This is a genomic window from Hymenobacter sp. DG25A (genome assembly GCF_001280305.1).
Taxonomy (GTDB): Bacteria; Bacteroidota; Bacteroidia; order Cytophagales; family Hymenobacteraceae; genus Hymenobacter.
The window spans coordinates 641,356-661,970 of record NZ_CP012623.1; the positions used below are offsets into that span (position 1 = coordinate 641,356).

Sequence of the window (20,615 nt, forward strand, 5' to 3'; positions counted from 1 at the left end):
GTCAGCCTTAGAGCACCATTTCGGGCACGCCGCCTTCCGGTATCACCAGCTTGCCGGCCGTAGCCGCCTGAATCTGCTCTACTGATACGCCCGGAGCCCGTTCGCGCAGCACAAAGCCATCGGGCGTAATATCCAGCACGGCCAGCTCGGTTACCACTTTCTTTACGCAGTGCAGGCCGGTAATAGGCAGGGTGCAGTTGGGCAGCAGCTTGCTGCTGCCGTCTTTGGCTACGTGCTGCATGGCCACGATGATGTTCTTGGCGGAGGCTACCAGATCCATGGCGCCGCCCATGCCTTTTACCATTTTGCCGGGAATCTTCCAGTTGGCAATGTCGCCGCGCTCCGAGACTTCCATGGCGCCCAGAATGGTCAGGTCCACGTGCTCCCCCCGAATCATCCCGAAGGAATCAGCAGAAGAGAAGAGGCTGGAGCCGGGCAGCGTGGTAACAGTCTGCTTGCCGGCGTTGATGAGGTCGGGGTCTACTTTGTCGTCCGTCGGAAAGGGGCCCATGCCCAACAGGCCGTTTTCGCTTTGCAGCACCACATTAATGCCGGCGGGAATGTAGTTGGCCACCAGCGTAGGAATGCCAATGCCCAGGTTAACGTAGTATCCATCGCGCACTTCCTGCGCAATGCGTTTGGCGATGCCGTGTTTATCTAACATGATGGGTGGGATTTAGCCTTGACGAACCGTGCGCTGCTCAATGCGCTTCTCGTAGTTCTTGCCCTCGAAAATGCGCTGCACAAAAATGCCGGGCGTATGAATCTGGTTGGGGTCCAGCTCGCCGGCCGGTACCAGCTCTTCCACTTCCGCCACCGTAATTTTGCCGGCCGTGGCCATCATGGGGTTGAAGTTGCGGGCCGTGCCTTTATAGATAAGGTTGCCGGCGGTGTCACCCTTCCAGGCTTTCACGAAGGCATAATCTGCTTTCAGCCAAGTTTCCATCAGGTACATTTTGCCGTAGAACTCGCGGCTTTCCTTGCCTTCGCCCACCTCCGTGCCGTAGCCGGCCGGGGTAAAGAAAGCCGGGATACCTGCTCCGCCCGCGCGGATGCGCTCAGCCAGGGTGCCCTGCGGAATCAGCTCTACTTCCAGCTCGCCGGAGAGCAGCTGGCGCTCAAACTCGGCATTCTCGCCTACGTAGCTGGAAATCATCTTGCGTACCTGCTTGGTTTGCAGCAGCAGGCCAATGCCAAAGTCATCGACGCCGGCATTGTTGCTGATGCAGGTAAGCTCGCGCACGCCCCGGCGCAGGATTTCCTGAATGGAGTTTTCGGGGATGCCGCACAGGCCAAAGCCGCCGAGCATCAGCGTCATGCCGTCCTCAATGCCCTGCAGGGCCGCCTGAGCATCGGCTACAACTTTATTAATCATGGATGGGTGGTAAGGTTGGGAGCGGAAAGGTAATTAGAAGTGGGATATGAGCCAGCAGAAGGAACCCCGGAGTACTAAAACCAGTCATAAAAACACGTGTCATCCTGAGCTTGCGAAGGACCTTATCACCGCAGAACGAACATCGTCACAACGACTCGTTCAAACGGGAGAAGGTCCTTCGCAAGCTCAGGATGACACGTGTTTTAGGTAGCGTTGTTGGGGTATTAAATCGGCTAACCGCCAATCAGATGCTGGCGGGCCGCCTGGGCATCCAGGGCTAGCTGCGCTTTCAGCGCTTCCAGACCATCAAACTTCTGCTCATCCCGCAGGCGGGCCACAAACTGCACTGTCAGGGGCTGGTCGTACAGGTCGCCGTCGAAATCAAGAAGGTGCGCTTCTACGGTCTGGGTTACGTCGCCGCCCACGGTGGGGCGCACGCCGATGTTGAGCATGGCCGGGTGGTGGGTGCCGGCCGCGGTGGTAGCCAGTACCGCATAAACGCCCCGAGCGGGCACCAGCTTCAGGGGCTCCTGGGTTTGGATGTTGGCTGTTGGCCAGCCAATAGTGCGGCCCAACTGCTTGCCGCGCACAACAGTGCCCGTTAAAGGATAATAATAGCCCAGGTGCCGGTGGGCGGTTTGCACGTCGCCGGCCTGCAGGGCCTTGCGGATGCGGGTGCTGCTCACGCCCACGGCATCCACGTCTTCGCGCGGAATCTCTTCTACTTCCATGCCGTAGCGGTCGGCGTTCTGACTGAGGTACTCAAAGCCGCCTTCGCGGTTTTTGCCAAAGCGGTGGTCGTAGCCGATGACGAGCTTTTTGGTGCCTACCGTTTTGAGCAGAATCTGCTGGATGTATTCTTCCGAAGTCAGCTCAGCAAACTCGCGGGTAAAGGGGATGATCAGCAGATAATCAACGCCGTACTCCTGCAGCTTTTCAATGCGCTCCTCCAGTGTGTTCAGCAGGTGCAGATCCAGGGGCTGGGGGTGAGCGAGGGGCGGGGCCAGCACCAGGCGCGGGTGCGGCCAGTAGGTAATCACCACCGAAGGCCCTCCACTCTGCCGGGCTACTTCCAGCAGCCGCTGCAGGATTTTCTGGTGCCCCAGATGCACGCCATCGAACGTACCGCTGGTGACCACGGCCTGGCCAAGAAACGGAAACTGCGCGGGGTCCCGAACGACGAGCATAAGCTTAGGAGTTGGAGGCGGATGAATCCTGATCAGGGGCGGTCTGTTCGGCCGCCGCAGCCTGCTGGGCGGCATAGTACTCCAGCCCGGCCCGGGGCGGGCGGGGGCGGCCGCCCCGCTCAGAGCGCGGACGAGCATTTTCGAGGCCGGCGGGTCGGGGCGGGGCCAGGGCTTGCAGCTGCTCCATGTTCAGGGCATCTTCCAGCCGGTACTCGCCAATGCGGGTGCGCACTAGTTTGGTGAGGTGGGCGCCACTGCCCAGGGCCGCGCCAAAGTCGCGGGCCAGGCTGCGGATGTAGGTGCCTTTGGAGCACACTACCCGGAAGTCTACCTCGGGCAGGGCAATGCGCGTCAGCTCAAACGCTTTGATTTCGATTTGCTTGGACTTGATTTCGGCTTCTTCGCCGCGGCGGGCTACTTCGTAGGCCCGCTCCCCGTTCACCTTCACCGCCGAAAACAACGGTGGGGTTTGCTGAATCAGGCCCACAAACTGCGCGGTGGCAGCGCGTAGCTCGGCCTCCGTGAGGTGCTCATAGGGCAGCTCCGCATCCACGGGCGTTTCCAGGTCGAAGCTGGGTGTGGTCTGGCCCAGGCGGAAAGTGCCGGTGTATTCTTTTTCCTGGGCCTGAATCAGGTCAATCTGCTTGGTTTTCTTGCCGGTGCACAGAATCAGCAGGCCGGTAGCCAGCGGATCCAGGGTGCCGGCATGGCCGATTTTCTTGATGCGCAGCGTGTTCTTCACCTTGCGTACCACGTCAAAAGAGGTCCAGGTAAGCGCCTTGTCAAACAGGAGCACTTCGCCGGCTTCAAAATCGAAACCAGCAGCGGCCGGAGGAGTGGAATCGGGAAGGTGCGTGCTCATATCAGCTTCAGGTTAATGCCCAGACCCAGCATAATGAGAATGATGGCCCCAACCAGAATACGGTAGAAACCGAAGGCCCGGAAACCATAGCGGGTAAGAAAATTCACGAAAGAGCGCACAGCCAGCATGGCCACGGCAAAAGCCACGGCATTGCCAAACAGCAACATCTTTAGTTGATCTATGGAAAGCGGGTTCGACTTATAGCCTTTCAGTAGCTGATAGCCGGTAATGACCACCATGGTGGGCACCGCCAGCAGGAAGGAGAAGTCGGCGGCCGAGCGACGGTCGAAGCCTTGGGCCAGGCCACCCAGGATGGTGGCCGCGGAGCGCGACACGCCCGGAATCAGGGCAATACACTGGTACAGGCCAATGCGGAAGGCCTGTTTGTACTTGGGCATGGAAACGTAGTGCGGCTTCTTGTTCTTGAAAATTTGCTCCACGAACAGCAGCACGATGCCGCCCAGCACCAAGGCCCAGGCTACCACCGCCACACTTTTCAGCAGCTGCTCAATTACATCCTTCAGCAGGAAACCCAAAAAGCCGAACGGTAGAAAAGCCACCGCCAGCTTCATATAGAAACCGGTGCTCTGCAAAAACCGCCGCCAGTACAGCACCACCACCGAGAGGATGGCGCCCAGCTGAATGCCAGTTATGTAGGTTTCGGTGTAAGGCAATTGGCCAATTCCCAGCAGGTTAGCCACAATAACCATGTGCCCGGTGCTGGAAACGGGCAAAAATTCCGTGAGCCCCTCTACTATTGCGAGGAGCAACGCGTGCCAATAATTCATTTAGGAACGCTTGTAAGTAGGGCGCGGGGCCGCAGTGGGCGCCACTGGCTGAGGTTGATTTACGGTAGTAGTGGCAGCGGTGGTGGTAATTGTTTCGGCCACCGGCTCGTCGCCGGACTTGGCCATAATGGCGAAGAACTCGACCACAAACCCCGCTACCAGCAGCAGTGGGCCCAGCGTAATGCCCAGGAAGCCTTCGCCGTAGTCGGCTGTGTCCAGCGTCATGGTGATAAAGCCGGCGGCCAGCAGTGCCACGCCCAGCAGCATCAGTCGGTAGTTGCGCCGCCCAAAGGCGAATTTAGTAGCAGCCATGAGGTCGTTATTCGGGGTTTATGATGCGTTAGTTAGCAGGAGCTGTTCGGAGTTCAGAGGGAAACAGCCCGGTATTAATAAAGCTCGTCCAGAGACATGCCCAGGTATTTGCGCACGGCCCGGTAGGAGCTGATAAAGCCAATAAAGCTGCCCAGCGCTACCAGAATCAGCATCAATACCACCAAAAGGCGCTCATCGCGCAGCAGGCGCAGCTCGTCTATTTCCAGGTAGGCGTATTGCAGCAGCACCAGCAGCAGCAGCGAGGCCAGCACCCCGCTCACGAAGCCCTGCCAGGTAGCCCGCCGCAAAAACGGCCGCTGAATAAAGAAGGAAGTAGCCCCCACCAGCTGCATGCTCCGGATAAGAAAGCGCTGCGAGAAAAGGGCCAGCTTAATGGTATTGTTGATGAGCACCACCACCACAAAGGTGAGCACGGCCGCAAAGCCCAGCAGAATCAGGCTGAGCTTGCGCACATTCTCATTAATAGAGGTGATGAGGCTTTGCACATACTGCACCTCAAATACGCCGGTTTCCGCCTTCAGCTCCTGCTCTACCTGGCGCAGGTGTTTGGTGTCGGAATACTCGGGGTTGATTTTCAGGATGTAGGCGTCGCGCAGGGGGTTGTCGCCCAGAAACTGCTGGAAGTCCTCGCCGGTCTGCTCCACAAACTGGCGCGCACCTTCTTCTTTGGAGAGAAACCGCACCTGCGGCTGGTTATTGCGGTAGGCTATAAAAGGCTTGCTGGAAAACGTTTGCTGCAGGCGCAAAAGCTGGGCCTCGGGCAGGTCGCGCTCCAGATACACCTGCATTTCAATGTTTTCCTTTACTACCTCGGAGAGCTTGTGCGCGTGGAGCAGCAGCAAACCAAACAGCCCGATAACCAGCAGCGCCAGCGTAATGCTGAACACCACCATGGTATGCGGATAGTTGCCAAGCTTCTTTTTGCGGGTAGGACGGGCTGGAGGCATAGGGGGCAAAGGTAGGTATCCGTTGCCAGTTGTCCGTTGCCGGTGGCCAGTTATCAAAGGTGAAAATCATTGAACGACTTGGCCACCGGCAACACACAACGGGTAACTCAATTAATAACGGTGCGGGGGTCGTCGTCGATGTTCAGCTGCTCGCGGGCCTTTCGGCGGGCTTCGTCGCGGCGGTTCAGGCGCTTGCGGGCAAAGAGCTCGGGCAGGGAGTTGAACTGCTCCGTATGCAGCACGCTGATACCGGCCCGCGACTGGTTGGCGTAGGTATTCAACACCTGGCTGAAGTCCCGGGGGGTGGTTTCGTAGCGCAGGCGCACGCGCAGCTTGCCATCCTCGCGCAGGAAATACTCCACGCTCAGGTCGCCCAGCAGCGAGGATTGGGTAGTAACGCCGGTTTGCGAAGAGGTGGTGCTGTTGCTGAAGCCGCCTTCCCGCGTTACGCGCAGGCGGCCGCCCATCAGGTTGTAGCTCAGGCGTACCTGCAGAGCCTGCAGCTCCTCGGGCGTTACCCCATTAATGTTGAAGGCAATTTCCAGGTTGGGGTCAATCTGAGCGGTGAGCAGACCCAGCTGCGTGGAAATAATCTGCCCCAGGCTGTTGCCAAAAGCATTATCCTGCCCCGAGAACTTGGTAACGGAGGCCAGGGAACCCGGCGAGGCCAACTGCCGGAACACAATCAAACTAAATACCTGCCGGTTCAACTCCTGCTCATCATTGCGCAGAGAGGCTATAAAGGAGTTGATTTCACCTTCCGCCGTGGAAGGAATGTCATTGAACTCCAGGTTGAGCTGAATCACGGGCAGCAGCAAGGGGCCCGTCAGATTCATCACGGCCGTAACGGGCACGGTGGCGTTGCTGCTGGCCACAATGGGCTGAATGGAGGTGCGCTGGGTGTAGGTGCCGGTTACGTTCAGCTGCCCGTCCAGCGGGTTGCCGTTCCAGCTGATGGTGCCGCCCGGCCGCACCTGAAACTCCTTGTTCACCAAACCCTGCAGCGTGAAGTTGTACAGGCCGCGCACAATTTCCACCTGCCCAAACATGTTGAACTCGCCGCGGGTATCAATATTCAGGCGCAGCTGTCCGCTGGCCGTACCCCGGATTACGTCACCGGTGCTTTCATCCAGCAGAATCTCGATGTAGGCATCCGGGGTAATATCCAGGTTGAAGTTCAGCCGCAGTCCCGATAGGTCTACCTGCCCGGTAGTGGCCACCGGCACCTGCACGGTAGTGGTATCGGGCAGGTTGCGGTTTACAAATTTGATGTAGCTGGCTTTCTCGGCCTTGGCCGCATTGTCCAGGGGCAGGGAGAAGCGGGTACCGTCCTCGCTGCGGGCCGTCACGTTCACCACCAGGTCGTCGGTGGGGCCGGTTATGTGAGCTTCGCCGGTGGCGAAGGCGGTGCCAAAGTACAGCTCGTTGTCCTTGCGGGTGGTATTCAGCACCTGCAGCTTGCGGAACGTGGCGTGCAAAGCCAGCGACATATCCTGGAAGCCCTTGTGGAAAATGTTGCCATTCAGGGTGCCGGAATTTCCCAGCGGGTCGCGCAGGCGGATGTTGCGGAAGGCAATCCGGTCTTCGGCAAACCGAATCCGGTCTGAGAAGGTGTAGGTGGTGTTCAGGTAATCAAAGGTGAGCTGCCCGTCCGTTACATCCAGGGTACCCACCAGGTTGGGCGCCGCCAGGCGGCCGGTCAGGCGCAGGGTGCCATCGGTGGTGCCGCCCATGTTGCTGAACAGCGTATTGAGCAGCGGTTCGGCCAGCTTCACGGGGGCTTTGTCCAGCACTGCCGTTATGTTCAGCTGGTTTATCTCCTCGCTGGGTTTGTAGGTGCCGGCCAGGGCTACCAGGCGGGCGCCGTCGCGCAGCACATTGGCATTCAGGCGTAGTAGCTGGGAGGGGTTGTCCCAGTCGGCCACGCCGGCCACGTCGCCAATCAGTACATTATCAAATACCAGGGAGTCTACGTCCAGGCGGGCGTTGGCTACCAGGTTACCGTACACGGCACGCATGTCGCCTACAGCATTCACGCGGCCCGTAATGTTTTGCTTGGTGATAGAGTTTAGCGTGCCCAGCTCAAAGTTCTGCACGGCCAGGCGTAGCAGCTTGGTTGGGTCGCGGGAAATCTGGCCCTGGGCGTTTACGCTTTGCTCGCCGTTGGCCAGGTTCAGGTTCTGAATATCGATTTCCTTGCCGCCGCCGGAAATCACCACCGAGTTTTCGGCCGCAATGCTCCAGTCTCGCCCCAGCAAATTCACGCCCGACTGCCGGAACACGATGCGCACGGCATCAGGCAGGAACACCAGCGCCCCGTTAATCTGGGCGCGGTTGGTGGTGCCAGTTTGGGCCAGAGAAGTGGAGAAGTTGATTTTCTCCTGGTCCCACACGCCCTCCACGTAGAAGTTATCGGTGGCACCCAGGGCGGGCAGATGCTGGCTCTCCGAGGTAATGTTGGCCTGCGCCAGCACTTCCGGCTGGTAGGGCAGCTTGGAGGTAGTAAAGTCGAATTCCGTGTTTTTCGTCCGCACGCTGTCGTACTGCAGCGCATCAAAGTGCCCGCCCAGCGAGAAAATGGACGTGTTGCCGTTGCGGAAGGAGCCGTCAACCCGGGAGTAGTCGGAGAGGGTGAGGCCGGGCACAAATACCTTCAGCGCCGGGTTGGGGTGCTTCAGATACAGGTTCAGCTGAATGGCATAATCGGGGGTGGGCTGCCGGCGCTTGCGGCGGTAGTAGGCGGCGGTAGCGGCTTCGTCACTCTCAAAGTTGAGGCGATATTCTTCCAGCAGCACATTTACATCGCGCAGCACGCGGGTGAAGTCGAAGTTGCCCACGGCCGTGAGGTCGGCAATTTCCGAGCGGATGGCCAGGCGGCGCTGCCCGTCCGGGTCGCGGCGGGAGAAAACGTCAAACGTATCAATAGCTACCACGCGGCCATTGTAGCCCAGGCGCGAATCGCGCAGCACAATAGTGCCCAGCAGGTTGTCCAGCTTCAGGCCCTGAAAGCGGACATCAGCGGTGGTAGAGAGTGTAAAGTTCTGCTTGGTGAGGCCAATGGCGCGCAGGTTGGCGCGCTGCACTTTGGCGCGCAGGTCAAAGGCCTGCCGGGCTTTGTTCAGGTCGATGCTGCCGTCGGCGGTGGCGCGCAGGTTGGGGTCATCAATGGAAAGCTTGCCTTGAAAGGCCTGCTTCCGGAACTGCCCGTTGGTAACGATGTTGCGGTAGCGGTAGCCCTGCAGCCAGATGCTTTGCACGGTGGCCTTGGCCGTGAGGCGGGCACCTTCCGGGGTAAAGCCCACGCCTTCCACGCGGCCGTTCATGGTAATGTCGCGCACGGTGCTTTCGTCACCCAGCAGCTTACCCAGCTGGAACCCCGTGGTTTTCACGTTGCCCTCGTAGCTGGAGTAGCGCGGGTCGGTCTTGAACTTGAGGTTCACGTCGGACACCACATTGCCCAGTGCGGTCTGGAAAGCACCGTTGGCCACAAAGTCGTTGTAGAAGCCCTGGAACTCGCCCTTGAGCTTCACCGTGCCCAGGCGCTGCACATACGGCCAGCCGGAGTCCGGAATGTAGCGGCGAATGTCGCGCCCGTCGATAACAGAAGGCTTCAGGCGCATATCCACGAAGCTCTCCTTCAGGTTGGGCAGGCCTTCCACGCCAATATCACCCAGCACATGCGTGTTTTTGCCGTAGCGCACGTCCAGGTTTTTGGTGTGGAAATCGTGCACGTAGCCCTTGGCCTCTCCCGAGAGCAGCACGGTTTCGTGCAGGTCGCGGATTTCGGGTTGGGGCGCAAACTTGGCAATATCGTCGGAGTAGATGCGCGTGGGGGAGAGGCGGGCCGTGACGCGCACCGAGTCGTTGAAGTCGGTGAAGTTGAGGAAGTGCTTGTAGTCGAAGCGCACGTAGTGCTGCAAATGGCTGCGGCCCACACGCAGGTCGGTTTTATCGAACTCCCAGAAAGTGGGCGCGAAAACCATGTCGGTGCTCAGCTTCTGCAGCCGGGTGCGGGAGGGCGTATCCACGGCCTTCAAATCCCGTACCTCACTCATTATAGTATCGCCGCGCAGCTGAATGGCGTTGAAGTCGCCGTAAATGCTGTCGATGCGCAGGTGGGCGTAATCCATGGTGCGGCCGTAGTACGGCTCGCGAGCCACGTTGCGGCGGTCCAGCACAAAGCGGCCGTTGCGCAGACCAATGGCATCAATCTTAAAATCGAAGGGCTTGGAAACTTTGGTGGTATCGGTAGGGCCGATGAGGCGCTTCACGGCCGCCAGAAACTCCGAAAGGTTGGTACTGTCGGGCTGGTTGGCGTAGGTAATCATGGCGAAGCGCGGCTCCTCCAGTGTGAGCTTGCCCACGTGCAGATGGGTGGGGTCGAACACCGAAAACAGCTTGATGTCGGCATCGGCCCGGCCAATGTTGAACAGCTCATTACCGCGGCGGTCCAGCACCCGCACCTCTTCTAATAATACCCGGGAAAACGGCCGGATATCCACGCGACCCACCATGACTTTATGGCCCAGGCGCTTGGTAAGCATGGTGGCCGCCTTCTGCGCCAGGCGGGTTTGCACGCCCGGTAACCGCAGGGCTACCAGGGTGCCGCCCAGCACCACGGCCAGCAGCACAACCAGTGCCAGCAGAGTTTTGAGCAGGATGGCAACGAAGCGTGGCACAGGTGGAAGAAACGCAGTGGGAGGGTGGCGGAGTAGCGAAGATACAGGGTTCGGCCCAACCGTTGCCTACAATGAGGTATTTCGGGCACAGCCCCCAAACGTACGCATGGCGGTTGAGGTTAAAGAAGAAGCCTGCCTGACCAGGGTCAGTTAGGCGCATACTGCTTTTACAACGACCTTTGCAGGGAACATATTGAGTTGCCCGTAGCGTGTTTCCAATTGCCAGGCTGATCAGGATTAATTTCTGAAGCCGTGCGCTGGCCACCGGCCCCGGGCAACCGGCAACTGAAAAAACATGAATGCACCCGTAATCCTGGCTATTGAATCGTCCTGCGACGATACCTCGGCCGCCGTGATGGTGGGCGGCGAAATCCGCTCCAACGTGGTAGCCACCCAGCAAGTGCACGAGCAATACGGCGGCGTAGTGCCCGAGCTGGCTTCCCGCGCCCACCAGCAGCATATTATTCCGGTAGTGGAAGCCGCCCTGCAGCGCGCCGGCATCAGCAAAACCCAGCTGGATGCCGTGGCCTTTACCCAGGGGCCGGGCTTGCTGGGCTCCCTGCTGGTAGGGAGCATGTTTGCCAAAAGCCTGGCGCTGGGGCTCGATAAGCCGCTGATTGCCGTGAACCACATGCGGGCCCACATTCTGGCGCACTTTATACAGGAGCCCCGACCCGCATTTCCCTTTCTGTGCCTCACGGTAAGCGGCGGCCACACCCAGTTAGTAGTGGTGCGCAGCCCCCAGGAAATGCAGGTCATCGGCCAGACGATTGATGATGCTGCCGGGGAGGCCTTCGATAAAACCGCCAAGCTGCTGGGCTTACCCTATCCTGGTGGCCCCCACCTGGATAAGCTGGCGCGGCAGGGCAACCCCACGCGCTTCCCCTTCCCAGTAGGCGCCATGCCCGGCTACGATTTCAGCTTCAGCGGCCTGAAAACGGCCGTGATGTACTTCCTGAAAAAGGAAACCGCCCAGAACCCTGCCTTCATCCAGGAAAACCTCACCGACCTCTGCGCCAGCATTCAGCACACCATTATCCAAACCTTGCTGCGCCAGCTGCGCCGCGCCGCCCACGATCAGGGCCTGACGCACATTGCCTTGGCCGGGGGCGTGGCGGCCAACTCCGGCCTGCGCGAAGCCCTGCAGCAGGAAGCCCTGGTGCAGGGCTGGGAAGTGTTCATTCCTGAGTTTCAGTACTGCACCGACAATGCCGGCATGGTGGCCATGACGGCCCATTTCCAGTACCTAGCCGGCGACTTCACCACCCAGCTCACCAGCCCCGACCCACGCCTGAAGCTTGCATAACCCCGCAGCATGAAAAATCCCTTTCTCCCCGGCGACGTCCGCACGTATTCCATCCAGGTAAAGCCCTCCGATTTTGCCGTGCTGGATGGCAAGCTGATTCATGCCGTGCTCAGCACGTTTGCACTGGGGCAGGCCCTGGAGTGGAGCAGCCGGCAGTTTGTGGAAGAAATGCTGGAAGAAGGCGAGGAAGGAATTGGCACCATGCTCCACATAAAGCACCACGCGCCGGCTTTTGAAGGCGAAACCGTGGAATTTCAGGCTACTTTTGAGCATCTGGAAGGCCAGGAGCTGACCTGCCACGTAGAAGCCCGCGTAGGCGAGCGGCTGGTGGCTACCGGCCGCACCGGCCAGCGCATCGTAGACGGTGCCCGGCTGGCCGCCCGCTTTGCGTTGCTGCGCGAGTCGGCGGATTAGCGGTTTCTCCCGTTCTTTCTGCGGGCCGCGCAATCTTACCTGGCTTATCTGCGAAGTCTGCATTACCCGCCCACCGGCGGCAAACTCCTCATGGCAAAACAAAAAGACGATACTCCCAAGCGCATCAGCATCCTGAACCGTCGTGCCAGCCACGAATATGCGTTTCTGGTGAAGTATGATGCGGGCATGATGCTGCAGGGCACCGAAATCAAAAGCATCCGCGACGGCAACGTGAACCTGCAGGACGGCTTCTGCACCTTTCACTCCGATGGCAGCCTGTGGGTGCATAATCTGAGCATTGCGCAGTACGCCCTGGGCACTTATAACAACCACGAGCCCAAGCGGGAGCGGAAGCTGTTGCTCAATAAGCGGGAGCTGCGCCAGCTGGCCGATAAAAGCCAGGAGCAGGGCCTCACCATTATTCCCATCCGCCTGTTCGTTACCGACCGGGGCTTTGCCAAGCTGGAAATAGCCCTGGCCAAAGGCAAAAAGCTCTACGACAAGCGCGAAGACCTGAAAGCCAAGGACCAGAAGCGCGAAATGGACCGCCTGCGGGACTACTAGGGGAAAGGGTGAGTTAGAAGCGGGGAGTTAGGAGCTAAAAGCAAGTTCCCCTCCTTTTTTCAGGGAGGGGCTAGGGGTGGTTGAGTTAAAGCTAAAAATCTAGTAGCTTCTTGTTCCCGGTAAACAACGCCTTTACCACCCCCAACGCCTCCTTAAAAAAGGAGGGGAGTTATGTTCCGATAACCTTATAATTCCCCAACTTTGCTCTTCTTCCTTTTAGTTTAGAATTCTTCTTTTGGAATACGGAATCTGCGCGTTGAGCGCCGTGCCGGTACGCGCCGAGCCTACCGATAAAGCCGAGCTGGTAACGGAGTTGATGTTTGGCGAATGCTATACTATTCTGCAGACGCAGGGCCAGTGGCACCAGATTCGTATTGCCGCCGACCAGTACGTGGGCTGGCTTGATTTTAAACAGCACACCCCCGTCACCAGCGAGTATTTCACTGCCTGGCAGCAGCAGGACCACCCGCGCAGCCTGGATGTGGTGCAGATAGTAAGCGAGAGCAAAAGCCGCATTCCGGTGACGCTGGGTTGCCGCCTGCCGTTTTTCGATGGCATGACGCTGCGCCTGGGCCAGCACCAGTACTTCTACAACGGCGCGGCCACCAACCCCCAGAACGGCCACGGCCCCCAAGGCCCCCAGGACCAGCGCCTGCGCCTGCTCATCAAAATAGCCCAGCTCTACCTGAAAGCGCCCTACGTGTGGGGGGGCAAAAGCATCTTCGGGCTGGACTGCTCCGGGCTGGTGCAGCAGCTCTACGGCCTGATTGGGGTGCCGCTCCCGCGCGATGCCCGCCAGCAGATTGACCACGGCCAGACGGTGCACTTCGTGGCCCAGTCCCGCCCCGGCGACCTGGCCTTTTTCGATAACGCCGACGGCAACATTGTGCACGTAGGCCTGATCCTCGACGACCAAACCATCCTCCACGCCCACGGCGAAGTCCGCATCGACCCGCTTGACCATAACGGCATCTTCAACCGCGACCGGCAGAAGTACTCCCACAAGCTGCGCCTGATTAAGCGCCTGCTGGCCGACTAAGGCTTTTCCCGCTACCACAAAAAAACGCCCCCGCTTGCTGCAGGGGCGTTTTTCCTTTGTGGTAGCAATACAAATGATTGATGGCTATAGCGAATACAATAAACAGGTAGCTGATATCGGGGGCGGCGGTTAGCGAAGTTTGTTGGTGGGGCGCAGTACTACGCTGGCAGTACTTAGGTCGGTGGTGCGGTGGGTTTCGGTTTGCAGATGCAGGGTATAGCGGTACTGCTGCGGGCCCACGCGCACTACAATGGCATATTGTCCATCGGGCAGGCTTTGCACGTTCAGCTTTTGCCCAAACGTAGCTTTGGCGCTGCTTTCTTCATACAGCACTACGCTGTCGGAGAGCCGCACGAGTTGCAGCCGGGCTTTTTGCAGCGCCGGGTTACTGATGCGCACCAGGTAGCTGAAGGTATCTACCCGCTCGATGCCCACGGGCTGGGGTTTGGTTTCTGCTGATGATTGGGCCTGAACCGGATTACCAAAACTAATGGCGGCCAGGGACAGCAGCGGCAGCAGCTTGCGGGATGTTGACAGAAAGGGTTTCATAGACTTCAGAGGTAAGGGTAGCAGATACTTTTCTTTGGATATCCGATGCAAAGGTGCAGGGCTGGCCAGTAGCAAAAAGCAGCTAAATATTATCCTTACATCAAGAAACTGTGAACTGCCACCCAGGCCTCTCCTCATTAAAAACACCGACGGCTACCGCACTTATAAGGCCTATTCCTGCCCTCGAACTAAACCCTGCAACTCTTGTTAATGCGCTTAGAATCATCTAGCTTTCGTTAATCCTCAGATGATTCCTGCCACCGTGTATATGGACCAGAAAGTACTTGTGCTAAACGGCGACTACACCGCCATTACGCTCTGCAGCGTGCAGAAAGCCTTTGTCCTGCTCTTTCTCGACAAAGCCGAAATGATTGCCAAGTCGGAAGGTGGTTTTCTGCGCACTATTTCAGAGGCGTACCCCAAGCCCAGCATCATCCGGCTGCAGCGCTACGTGCGCGTGCCTTACAAAGGCATTGCCCTGAGCCGGCACAACATCATGAAGCGCGACCATTTCGAGTGCCAGTACTGCGGCTCCACCAAAAACCTGACGCTGGACCACGTGCTGCCCCGCAGCCGCGGCGGCGACTCCAGCTGGGGCAACCTGCTCACGGCCTGTTCCCGCTGCAACCACGCCAAAGGCCACCGAACGCCGCATGAAGCCGGACTTACCATCAGGCAACAGCCCAAAAAACCCACGCTGGCTGGTTTCCTCAAGCTCAGTGCCGGTACCATTGATGAAAACTGGCACGCCTATCTACACTAACGGCAGCAAGCTCTAAAGCTCGCTGCCGTTTTCATTTGGTAGAAATAAGAAGTGTCATTCCGAGCGAAAGCCAGGAATCTGGGGAAGGTGTTGCCCGATAGACCGTCGCTGAAATTTTAGAAACAGCCTATACCCAGCCAGTAATCAAATTCAGATTCCTCGCTTCGGCTCGGAATGACAGCTTTTAGGCTTTCCCATTCACAAAAGCCAGAATGTCTTCATTCAGCTTGTCCTTTTCCGTAATGAAAAGGCCGTGGGGTGCTCCTTTGTACACTTTATAGGTAGCGTGGGGCACAAACTCCTTCATGCGGGCGCCGCTTACTTCAATTGGTACTGTCTCGTCCTGGTCGCCGTGGATAATGAGGGTTGGTACTTTAATAGTGGGCAGGTCGTGGCGGAAGTCGGTTTCGGCAAAGGAGTGGGCGCAGGCTTCGGTAGCGCGCGGCGAGCCTAGCATCACCAGAGACTGGTTCCAGTCCAGGGTAGCGTCACTCACGGGGTGGCTCATAAGGCCCACACCGTAGAACTTCTTGGCGAAGGACCGCATGAAATCGGGCCGGTCTTTTTCCAGGCCCTCAAATATGCCGGTGAAGGCTGATTCCGGGGCGCCGTCGGGGTTATCGGCCGATTTCTGGAGGAAAGGCGTCACGGCCGATACAAAGGCCACCCGACTCACGCGGGCGCCGCCGTGCCGGCTCATGTAGCGGGCCACTTCGCCGCCGGCCATGGAAAAGCCCACCAGCGTTACGTTCTGCAGGTTCAGCTCGTCCAGTACGGCTTTCAGATCGTCGGCCAGCGTGTCGTAGTCGTAGCCATCCCAGGGCTTATCGGAGTTGCCGAAGCCCCGGCGCGTGTAGGCAATAACCCGCACGCCGTGCTTGGGCAGCTCTTTCAGCTGATATTCCCAAGATTCGTGGTTCAGGGGCCAGCCATGAATCAGGACGATGGGGGCGCCCTGGCCCAGGTCGGTATAGTGCAGCTTTACGGGGTGGCCATTGGCGTCGGGGCCGGCTTTGATGTAGCTCATATCAGGTACAAATGCAGTAAAAATGAAAGAACAGTGTGCCTACATACGCGGCGCTACGGGTGCCGGACCGGCCTTGCCAATATGTTGTACGTAAAGCCGCTCAGCCATTTTTCCCGTATAGCTGTTACCTACCTGTTGAGCTATGCGAAACGCTTCCGCTTACCAGCCTTTTACCGTCACCGAAAGCCCGCAGGCTGCCCGTGGCGGCGACCTACTTCTGAACCATTCTACTGCTGAGCCTGTCCTGGAAGAGTAAAAAAACCTTTGGCCGTGCCCCACATCAGACTGGGTGACCTCCTGACTTATAAAATCCGGCTTTTTTACGGCTTATGCGGCGTTAGCGCAGCAGTTGGCGGTACCTTTGTCGCCATTCTTTCTTCTCATTTCAATGCAAGCACCCAAATTTGCCGCGTCACGCTCTTTCCATCAGGAGCTTAAGCGCCGCACCAATGCCTACTTCGCCGAAGCAGGCACTGCCCCCACCGGCAACAAAAGCCTGTATTTCAAAGCCATTCTTCTCACGGCCTCCTTTGTGGCCGTGTACCTGCATTTGGTATTCCTGACGCCGCCCACCTGGGTAGCCATATTGGAATGCGCCTTGCTGGGTGGTATTGGAGCCGCCATTGGCTTTAATGTGATGCACGACGGCGCCCACGGCTCCTTCAGCAAATCCAAGTGGCTGAACCAGTTTGCTGCCTTCACCCTGAACGTAATGGGCGGCAGCTCTTTCATGTGGAATGCCAAGCACAACCTCATTCACCACATGTACACCAACGTGGAAGGCGTGGACGACGACCTGAACGCCCAGCCCTGGCTGCGACTCAGCCCCGACCAGCCCCGCCGTATGCTCCACCGCTTTCAGCACCTGTACTTCTGGTTTTTCTACGCCCTGCTGTTCATTGCCTGGATTTTCTACATGGATTACCAGAAGTATTTCCAGCGGAAAATAGGGGAGATGCCCATCAAGAAAATGACTGCCACTGATGAGGGCGTATTCTGGGGTTTTAAGGTGTTGCACCTGGGCCTGTTTGTCGCCTTGCCTATTTATATGGTGGGCTTCCTGCCCTGGCTGATTGGCTTCGTGGTGTTTGCCTGCGTGGCCGGTTTCTCGCTCAGCATTGTGTTCCAGTTGGCGCATACCGTAGAGCACACCAGCTTTGTAGTGCCCCACGCTACCACCAACAAGATTGAGGATGAATGGGCCATTCACCAGATTAAAACCACCGCTAACTTCGCTACCGACAGCAAAATCATCAGCTGGCTGGTAGGTGGCCTCAACTTCCAAGTAGAGCACCACCTGTTCCCCACCATCTCCCACGTGCACTACCCGGCCCTGAATAAGATTCTGCGCCAGATGTGCTTGGAGTTCGGCATTGAGTACAACGAATATCCGAACATGCGCTATGCAGTGGCTTCGCACGTAGCTCACTTGCGGCAGTTGGGACGTCGGTAAGATTTTACAAATAATATAAACAAAAAAGCCTCACAGTGATGTGAGGCTTTTTTGTTTATATTAAGCATACTCGTGATTTGGCTTAAAATACTGGCAAACCCCGGTTGATATTGGTGCTGTTTGCACGTACAACATTTAGGATGCCATCTACATAATCCTGTGTTTTGATTTTAAAATATGCTGGATGAGTTGTGGCAATAAATAGCTTTCCGTCACTAGACCAGCTTCGAACTTTACCAAGTTTAGGATTATCATTCTTGGTATTACCAACCTGACGGACAAAATCCGTGTCTTGTTCAAATAGGTCTAATGTATTCCACCCAATAATAATATTAGGTTGACAAAGGGCAATTTGCTCATGCAGCAGGGTACGGTTTTGTCGATACAAGTCGGTCAGTCGTTGGGGTGATGTTGTTTTACCACCGCCATGTTTACCAACATTTATGAAGGCTATACTCCTTAATGACTCAGCTACTTTGTTTGAGTTACGAATAGGATATATATCTGAATATGCTGCCAAGCTGTTTTGTAGAGCATAACTGATAACTGACGTTTTGCGCCAACTGCTAGGAGCACGTCTGCAGAACTCGGCAGGGTTTTCATTCAGAGCATGTTCAGTTATTGACCATCCTCCATCACCATATGCCTCTTTGCCAATAAAGAGAGGACGTATTTCTTGGTTCTGCCAATTGTCAATGTTCACAATACCGTCGCGGATATAACCAGATAAGGGCGGTAAACTTTGAATGTTTTTGAGGCGGGCTTCTATATTAGCCCACTTATCTAAGTAAGACACAATTTTGATTTTAGTTAGGCTACCAATGTAAAGTGGAATGTTGAGATTGGAAAGCGGAATGATGAAATCCGTTTAGTGGAACCGCTCCAAACTCCTTATCTTTGCGCCCCCGCCAGGGTGGCGGGCCGGCGCTTTTGCGCTGTGAATCAAACAAAAACGCGTTCCGGAGGCGGGCCCTGCGCCGGACGTGTACAAAAGGGCCAACCATAACACATGGCAGAAGTAGTAGACAACTTCGACTGGGACAACGTTGGAGCCAGCGGCTTCGGTGGTAATTATACCGCTGAGCAGCGCGCCGAAATGGAGCAGATGTACGGTGAGACCCTCACCACAGTACAGGAAGAAGAAGTAGTAAAAGGCACCGTGGTAGGTATCACCGACCGCGACGTAATCCTGAACATCGGCTTTAAGTCCGACGGTTTGGTGCCCCTCTCCGAATTCCGCGACCTGACCGACCTCAAAATCGGTGACCAAGTAGAGGTATTCATCGAGGACCAGGAAGATTCCAACGGTCAGCTGATCCTGTCGCGCAAGAAGGCGAAGATCAAGCAGGCCTGGAAAGCCATTTACGATGCACTGGAAAATGACACCATCCTGGAAGGCGTTGTAAAGCGTCGTACCAAAGGTGGTCTGATCATGGATCTGGACGGCGTAGAAGCCTTCCTGCCCGGCTCGCAGATTGATGTGAAGCCCATCCGTGACTTCGACATCTATGTTGGTCGTCGTATGGAAGTGAAAGTGGTGAAAATCAACGCCGCTTTCGACAACGTGGTAGTTTCGCACAAAGTCCTGATCGAGAAAGACCTCGAGAAGCAGCGCGAAGCCATCCTCAACAACCTGGAAAAAGGCCAGATCCTCGAGGGCGTTATCAAGAACATGACCAACTTCGGCGTGTTCATCGACCTGGGCGGCGTAGACGGCCTGCTGCACATCACTGACATCTCGTGGGGCCGTATCGCTCACCCGAGCGAAGTGCTGCAGCTGGACCAGAAGCTGAACGTAGTAGTTCTGGATTTCGACGAAGCCAAGAAGCGTATTTCGCTGGGCCTGAAGCAGCTGACTCCTCACCCATGGGATTCTCTGCCCCAGGACCTGCAGCCTGGCTCGAAAGTGAAAGGCCGCATCGTGAACGTAGCCGACTATGGCGCGTTCATGGAAATTGTACCTGGCGTAGAAGGCCTGATCCACGTTTCAGAAATGAGCTGGAGCCAGCACCTGCGCAACCCGCAGGACTTCATCAAGCAGGGCGACGTAGTAGAGGCTCAGATTCTGACCCTGGACCGCGAAGACCGCAAGATGAGCCTGGGTATCAAGCAGCTGAGCGAAGATCCATGGACTCGTGGCGACTTCGGCACCAAGTACGCCGTAGGTACCAAGCACAACGGTCTGGTGCGTAACCTGACCAACTTCGGCCTGTTCGTAGAGCTGGAAGAAGGTGTTGACGGCCTCGTACACGTTTCCGACCTGTCCTGGACCAAGAAGATCAAGCATCCTTCGGAAGTAGTGAAGGTAGGCGACCGTCTGGACGTAGTAGTTCTGGAACTGGACGTTACCAACCGTCGTCTGGCCCTGGGCCACAAGCAGCTGGAAGAAAATCCCTGGGATACGTTCCAGACGGTATTCACCCCCGGCTCGGTGCACAAGGCTACCATCACGGAGAAAACCGACCGTGGCGCTGTTCTCGAGCTGCCATACGGCATCGAGGGCTTCGCTTATCCCAAGTCTCTGGTGAAGGAAGACGGCTCGCAGGCTGAAAACGGCGAGCAGCTCGACTTCCGCGTGGTAGAATTCTCCAAGGATGATCGTCGCATCGTACTGTCGCACACTGCTGTGTTCAACCAGCAGCAGGAAGAGGACAGCCGCGCTTCGAAGTTCACCAAGAAGAAGACCACGGGCGGTGCTGCCGGTGCTCCTGCACAAGGCGAAGGCAAGCTGAGCGACCTCAAGAAGCCCGCAACGGCTGAGAAGTCGACCCTCGGCGACCTGGATGCTCTGTCCGCTCTGCGCGACAAGATGATGGGCAACGAGCGTGAGGCTGGTGAGCAGAAGCTGAAAACCGGCGCTGCTCCTAAGAAAGCCGCCAAAGCTGAGGCTACGGAAGCTCCTGAAGCAGCTGAAGCTCCCGCCGCTGCGGAAGCGCCTGCTGCTGAAGCTGAAGGTGGTCTGCTCTCCTCTATCACCGGTGCCGCTTCGGCCGCTTTCGATAAAGCCAAAGAAGTTGCTGGTGAGGCCATCGACGCTGCTACCCACTCCGATGCTTTCAACAAAGCCAAGGAAGTAGCCGGCGACGTGGTAGAGAAGGTAACGGAAGTTGCCGGCGACGCCATCGACAAAGCCAAAGACCTGATTGCCGGCGACGAAGCCGCTGACAAGAAGGACGAAGAGAAAGCCTAAGCTTTTCTCCTCTGAGTAAAGAAAGCCCCGGAGCAATCCGGGGTTTTTTTGTTGTCCAGGGTCTGGAGAAGACGGATGGTTATTATCAAGCCAGAGACTAGCTGGTAAGCCTCTCAATCATCTGCTCAGAATGCCAGCA

Annotated in this window: 18 protein-coding genes; 7 read left to right on the forward strand and 11 right to left on the reverse strand. The window is 57.3% G+C overall.

Annotation, left to right across the window (positions count from 1 at the left end; translation table 11 throughout):
• Window positions 1–7: 7 nt before the first annotated feature.
• The 8 genes from AM218_RS02715 to AM218_RS02750 form a co-directional block, all read right to left on the reverse strand.
• Entirely contained in the window at window positions 8–664 is a 657-nt protein-coding gene (locus tag AM218_RS02715; RefSeq protein WP_054411645.1) for a 3-oxoacid CoA-transferase subunit B, read from the reverse strand.
• Between the two features lie 12 nt (window positions 665–676).
• Window positions 677–1,375: a CoA transferase subunit A gene (locus tag AM218_RS02720; RefSeq protein WP_054411647.1), complete on the reverse strand. Its 699-nt coding sequence runs from the start codon at window positions 1,373–1,375 to the stop codon at window positions 677–679.
• Between the two features lie 233 nt (window positions 1,376–1,608).
• Window positions 1,609–2,562 (reverse strand): bifunctional riboflavin kinase/FAD synthetase, encoded by a 954-nt coding sequence (locus AM218_RS02725; protein ID WP_054411649.1) that lies wholly within the window; start codon window positions 2,560–2,562, stop codon window positions 1,609–1,611.
• 4 nt (window positions 2,563–2,566) lie between these two features.
• Entirely contained in the window at window positions 2,567–3,424 is an 858-nt protein-coding gene (gene truB / locus AM218_RS02730) for a tRNA pseudouridine(55) synthase TruB (RefSeq protein ID WP_054411651.1), read from the reverse strand.
• A complete protein-coding gene (locus AM218_RS02735) occupies window positions 3,421–4,212 on the reverse strand; it encodes an undecaprenyl-diphosphate phosphatase (protein WP_054411653.1) in 792 nt (263 codons plus the stop codon). The genes truB and AM218_RS02735 overlap by 4 nt, the downstream gene beginning before the upstream one ends.
• Window positions 4,213–4,524, reverse strand: coding sequence for a DUF3098 domain-containing protein (locus AM218_RS16240; RefSeq protein ID WP_071843679.1), 312 nt, complete (start codon window positions 4,522–4,524; stop codon window positions 4,213–4,215).
• A gap of 74 nt (window positions 4,525–4,598) precedes the next feature.
• The gene (locus AM218_RS02745) at window positions 4,599–5,492 is read right to left on the reverse strand and encodes a cell division protein FtsX (RefSeq protein ID WP_054411655.1); all 894 of its coding nucleotides are present in this window, start codon (window positions 5,490–5,492) and stop codon (window positions 4,599–4,601) included.
• A 107-nt stretch (window positions 5,493–5,599) separates the two neighbouring features.
• Window positions 5,600–10,171 (reverse strand): translocation/assembly module TamB domain-containing protein, encoded by a 4,572-nt coding sequence (locus AM218_RS02750; protein ID WP_054411657.1) that lies wholly within the window; start codon window positions 10,169–10,171, stop codon window positions 5,600–5,602.
• Window positions 10,172–10,466: 295 nt separating this feature from the next.
• On the opposite strand from AM218_RS02750, the gene tsaD reads away from it, so the two are divergent.
• The 4 genes from tsaD to AM218_RS02770 all read left to right on the forward strand — a co-directional run bounded on the left by tsaD (window position 10,467) and on the right by AM218_RS02770 (window position 13,494).
• Window positions 10,467–11,477: a tRNA (adenosine(37)-N6)-threonylcarbamoyltransferase complex transferase subunit TsaD gene (gene tsaD, locus AM218_RS02755; protein WP_054411659.1), complete on the forward strand. Its 1,011-nt coding sequence runs from the start codon at window positions 10,467–10,469 to the stop codon at window positions 11,475–11,477.
• Between the two features lie 9 nt (window positions 11,478–11,486).
• The gene (locus tag AM218_RS02760) at window positions 11,487–11,891 is read left to right on the forward strand and encodes a thioesterase family protein (RefSeq protein ID WP_054411661.1); all 405 of its coding nucleotides are present in this window, start codon (window positions 11,487–11,489) and stop codon (window positions 11,889–11,891) included.
• A 90-nt stretch (window positions 11,892–11,981) separates the two neighbouring features.
• On the forward strand, window positions 11,982–12,455 hold the full coding sequence (smpB, locus tag AM218_RS02765; protein ID WP_054411663.1) for an SsrA-binding protein SmpB: 474 nt from the start codon (window positions 11,982–11,984) through the stop codon (window positions 12,453–12,455).
• Window positions 12,456–12,690: 235 nt separating this feature from the next.
• A complete protein-coding gene (locus tag AM218_RS02770) occupies window positions 12,691–13,494 on the forward strand; it encodes a C40 family peptidase (protein ID WP_044514733.1) in 804 nt (267 codons plus the stop codon).
• A gap of 129 nt (window positions 13,495–13,623) precedes the next feature.
• Here AM218_RS02770 and AM218_RS02775 read toward each other — a convergent pair whose 3' ends face one another.
• Window positions 13,624–14,043: a hypothetical protein gene (locus tag AM218_RS02775; RefSeq protein WP_054411665.1), complete on the reverse strand. Its 420-nt coding sequence runs from the start codon at window positions 14,041–14,043 to the stop codon at window positions 13,624–13,626.
• Window positions 14,044–14,311: 268 nt separating this feature from the next.
• On the opposite strand from AM218_RS02775, the gene AM218_RS02780 reads away from it, so the two are divergent.
• On the forward strand, window positions 14,312–14,806 hold the full coding sequence (locus AM218_RS02780; RefSeq protein ID WP_054415231.1) for an HNH endonuclease: 495 nt from the start codon (window positions 14,312–14,314) through the stop codon (window positions 14,804–14,806).
• Window positions 14,807–14,990: 184 nt separating this feature from the next.
• On the opposite strand, the gene AM218_RS02785 is transcribed toward AM218_RS02780, so the two are convergent.
• Window positions 14,991–15,833, reverse strand: a complete 843-nt coding sequence (locus AM218_RS02785) for an alpha/beta fold hydrolase (protein ID WP_054411667.1) — start codon at window positions 15,831–15,833, stop codon at window positions 14,991–14,993.
• A 388-nt stretch (window positions 15,834–16,221) separates the two neighbouring features.
• Between AM218_RS02785 and AM218_RS02790 the strand changes: the two genes are divergently transcribed.
• The gene (locus AM218_RS02790; protein ID WP_054415232.1) at window positions 16,222–17,286 is read left to right on the forward strand and encodes a fatty acid desaturase family protein; all 1,065 of its coding nucleotides are present in this window, start codon (window positions 16,222–16,224) and stop codon (window positions 17,284–17,286) included.
• A gap of 82 nt (window positions 17,287–17,368) precedes the next feature.
• Here the strand turns inward: AM218_RS02790 and AM218_RS16660 are convergent, their stop codons facing one another.
• Window positions 17,369–18,082, reverse strand: coding sequence for a hypothetical protein (locus AM218_RS16660; protein WP_157547485.1), 714 nt, complete (start codon window positions 18,080–18,082; stop codon window positions 17,369–17,371).
• Between the two features lie 213 nt (window positions 18,083–18,295).
• Between AM218_RS16660 and rpsA the strand changes: the two genes are divergently transcribed.
• Entirely contained in the window at window positions 18,296–20,476 is a 2,181-nt protein-coding gene (rpsA, locus tag AM218_RS02795) for a 30S ribosomal protein S1 (protein ID WP_231717529.1), read from the forward strand.
• Window positions 20,477–20,615 lie beyond the last annotated feature (139 nt).

Excerpts from the sequence above, each read along its gene's own strand:
- truB (WP_054411651.1), bottom strand. The coding sequence starts at position 3,424 with ATGAGCACGCACCTTCCCGATTCCACTCCTCCGGCCGCTGCTGGTTTC.
- AM218_RS02790 (WP_054415232.1), top strand. The coding sequence starts at position 16,222 with ATGCAAGCACCCAAATTTGCCGCGTCACGCTCTTTCCATCAGGAGCTT.
- rpsA (WP_231717529.1), top strand. The coding sequence starts at position 18,296 with ATGGCAGAAGTAGTAGACAACTTCGACTGGGACAACGTTGGAGCCAGC.
- AM218_RS02775 (WP_054411665.1), bottom strand. The coding sequence starts at position 14,043 with ATGAAACCCTTTCTGTCAACATCCCGCAAGCTGCTGCCGCTGCTGTCC.
- smpB (WP_054411663.1), top strand. The coding sequence starts at position 11,982 with ATGGCAAAACAAAAAGACGATACTCCCAAGCGCATCAGCATCCTGAAC.
- AM218_RS02780 (WP_054415231.1), top strand. The coding sequence starts at position 14,312 with ATGGACCAGAAAGTACTTGTGCTAAACGGCGACTACACCGCCATTACG.
- AM218_RS02715 (WP_054411645.1), bottom strand. The coding sequence starts at position 664 with ATGTTAGATAAACACGGCATCGCCAAACGCATTGCGCAGGAAGTGCGC.
- AM218_RS02720 (WP_054411647.1), bottom strand. The coding sequence starts at position 1,375 with ATGATTAATAAAGTTGTAGCCGATGCTCAGGCGGCCCTGCAGGGCATT.
- AM218_RS02735 (WP_054411653.1), bottom strand. The coding sequence starts at position 4,212 with ATGAATTATTGGCACGCGTTGCTCCTCGCAATAGTAGAGGGGCTCACG.
- AM218_RS02725 (WP_054411649.1), bottom strand. The coding sequence starts at position 2,562 with ATGCTCGTCGTTCGGGACCCCGCGCAGTTTCCGTTTCTTGGCCAGGCC.
- AM218_RS02785 (WP_054411667.1), bottom strand. The coding sequence starts at position 15,833 with ATGAGCTACATCAAAGCCGGCCCCGACGCCAATGGCCACCCCGTAAAG.
- AM218_RS02745 (WP_054411655.1), bottom strand. The coding sequence starts at position 5,492 with ATGCCTCCAGCCCGTCCTACCCGCAAAAAGAAGCTTGGCAACTATCCG.
- tsaD (WP_054411659.1), top strand. The coding sequence starts at position 10,467 with ATGAATGCACCCGTAATCCTGGCTATTGAATCGTCCTGCGACGATACC.
- AM218_RS16240 (WP_071843679.1), bottom strand. The coding sequence starts at position 4,524 with ATGGCTGCTACTAAATTCGCCTTTGGGCGGCGCAACTACCGACTGATG.
- AM218_RS02760 (WP_054411661.1), top strand. The coding sequence starts at position 11,487 with ATGAAAAATCCCTTTCTCCCCGGCGACGTCCGCACGTATTCCATCCAG.